A 2,432-nucleotide genomic window follows, 5' to 3' on the forward strand; every position below is an offset into this window, starting at 1 on the left:
AATCAACAAGGCTGTCGAGCCAAAATTGCGCTAAACTCAACTTGGCCCAAAACAGCCATCAATCTAAAATCTAAAATCTAAAATCTAAAATCAAAATGACTGTCCAGCTAAGCGACATTGAAACTCAACTAGAAACCCTCGGCCAAGAGTCCAAAAGTGCGATCGCCAGTGCCAATACCCTCGAACAACTCGAACAGTTGCGCCTCGGCTACCTCGGCAAAAAAGGCCAACTCTCTCAAATTTTAGGCATGATGGGCAAACTGTCGCCAGACCAGCGGCCCAAAGTAGGGGCGATCGCCAATACAGTCAAAGAAGCCCTGCAAGCAGATTTAGAAGACAAACGCGCCGCCCTCCAAACCGCCCAAATCCAAGCCAAATTAGCCTCAGAAACCATCGATGTCACCATGCCGGGGATTTTTCGCCCCCAAGGCCGCGTTCACCCCTTAAACGCCGTCATAGACCGCGCTCTGGATATCTTTGTCGGCCTGGGATACACCGTCGCCAACGGCCCGGAAATGGAAACAGATTATTACAACTTCGAGGCGCTGAACACCCCGCCAGACCACCCAGCGCGGGATATGCAAGATACATTTTACCTACCAGGCGGCGACTTACTGCGGACTCAGACATCATCAGTGCAAATTCGCTACATGGAACAGCACAAACCGCCGATTCGGATTGTCTCTCCCGGCCGCGTTTACCGCCGCGATACTGTTGATGCTACTCACGCAGCAGTCTTCCACCAAATTGAGCTTTTAGCAATTGGTGAAGGTCTGACATTTACTGACTTGAAAGGCACGATTAAAGAGTTTTTGCGACAAATGTTCGGACAAGATTTGCCGATTCGTTTTCGCACGAGTTACTTTCCTTTTACCGAACCTTCTGCCGAAGTAGATTTGCAGTGGAACGGCAAATGGCTGGAAGTTTTGGGCTGCGGAACCGTCGATCCTAATGTTCTTAAAGGAGTCGGTTTAGATCCCGAAAAATATACTGGGTTTGCGGCCGGTTTTGGTGTCGAGCGGTTCGCAATGGTACTTTATGAAATCGACGATATTCGCCGGGTTTATGCTAGCGATTTGCGCTTTTTGCGGCAATTTTAAAGAAGGGCTTGGGGTCGCTTACACGAGCCGTCTAGAGGTCTTGGTCAATGTACATCAATCTTTCAGTTTCAAGTAAGTAAGTAAGTAAGTACAAATAAACATTACTTGGGAGAGGGCGGGTTCTGCAACGATGACTCGCCCTTACTGTAGATAAGCCCTAAAGCCGCCCCTACAAGCCCCTGCAAGATATTATTGTTTTTTTGCGCTTACCTACTTAATTTATTGTCTACTTGCTAAAAACATCCTTGATGCCGTCAACAGCGCGCTCTACAGCATTCTTGGTATTATCTACTGCTTCCTGAGTCCGAGCTGAATCTTCCGATGCTCTTTTCTCAATTGTGGCCGCATCTTTCTTAGCTTTGCGCTCTACGACACTACCATCCTCCGATGCTCGATCGACTTTAGCAGCATTTGTCTTGGCAGCTTCCTTAACCTTCTCTTCTGTATCTCGGATGAAGTTCTTGGCTCGTCCAGCATCTTTGCTAGCTTTTTCTTGAACCGCATCGCCCGCATCTGCTGCTGCGATCGAGTTTACAGCAGGAGAAGCCATTGCTGCGGTGTTGGAGAAGAACGCACCAGACCAAACGAAGGCCATCGCTGACACGCAAAGGACTGTTGTAGCCATCAAGCGCCCTAAAGTCGAAAGCCGTTTCGTAAAATAATTCAGTTTCATAGAATACAAAAGGAGATGTGACCTTCTATTTTTACTCGATTTGAGCGATCGGCGGAACCGTTCTCTAGATAGAGGTTATCCACCGATGAGCTGTTAAAAAAGTTCCCTCTTTTGATAGATTCAAGCCAGGAAAGTCAGTCAATTTTAGATTTTAGATTTTAGATTTTAGATTTTAGAGTTGACTCCCCAGTCGCCCTTGGGAATCTTGAACTTTGGTGAGTCGATTGTAGATTTTAGATTTTAGATTTAACAATTAATATCAAATCTGTTAGCATCGGGATTATTCATCTATCTCTTCTCTGCATCAGCGTGAATCAGCGTCAATTAATTGTCATCTGCGGTTAAGCAATTTTCTTGTTTTTACCGCAGATACAGGCAGATTAACACAGATTAACGCAGATGAATTATATCAATTCCGGTTGCAGCTTCGGAATAGTAAATTAGAGTTGACTGTTCACGGCGTCAACAGTCAACCGTCAACAGTCAACATCATTACGGTGTTACCGGAAATGATATAAGTAGGTGCGACAGTCAAGCTATCATCAATCGGGCGATTATTGTCATAAAATATCGCTTCTAAGGAATGATATCGTTTCCGGTTGTATCGGAATGATTTAACCGCAGAGGGCGCAGAGAACGCAGAGGGAGAGAATACAGAG

At 45.9% G+C, this 2,432-nt stretch carries 3 protein-coding genes; 1 reads left to right on the forward strand and 2 read right to left on the reverse strand.

Features of this window, described 5'->3' with window-relative positions; all coding sequences use genetic code 11:
• Window positions 1-95: 95 nt before the first annotated feature.
• Window positions 96-1,100: a phenylalanine--tRNA ligase subunit alpha gene (gene pheS / locus QT973_RS04435; protein WP_333052935.1), complete on the forward strand. Its 1,005-nt coding sequence runs from the start codon at window positions 96-98 to the stop codon at window positions 1,098-1,100.
• 226 nt (window positions 1,101-1,326) lie between these two features.
• Here pheS and QT973_RS04440 read toward each other — a convergent pair whose 3' ends face one another.
• Window positions 1,327-1,773, reverse strand: coding sequence for a hypothetical protein (locus QT973_RS04440; RefSeq protein ID WP_333212871.1), 447 nt, complete (start codon window positions 1,771-1,773; stop codon window positions 1,327-1,329).
• Between the two features lie 469 nt (window positions 1,774-2,242).
• Window positions 2,243-2,432: hypothetical protein (locus QT973_RS04445; protein WP_333212873.1), on the reverse strand; the 190-nt coding region annotated here is incomplete at its 5' end.

It is taken from the genome of Microcoleus sp. Z1_A1 (genome assembly GCF_036700305.1).
GTDB lineage: Bacteria > Cyanobacteriota > Cyanobacteriia > Cyanobacteriales > Microcoleaceae > Microcoleus.

Excerpts from the sequence above, each read along its gene's own strand:
- pheS (WP_333052935.1), top strand. The coding sequence starts at position 96 with ATGACTGTCCAGCTAAGCGACATTGAAACTCAACTAGAAACCCTCGGC.
- QT973_RS04440 (WP_333212871.1), bottom strand. The coding sequence starts at position 1,773 with ATGAAACTGAATTATTTTACGAAACGGCTTTCGACTTTAGGGCGCTTG.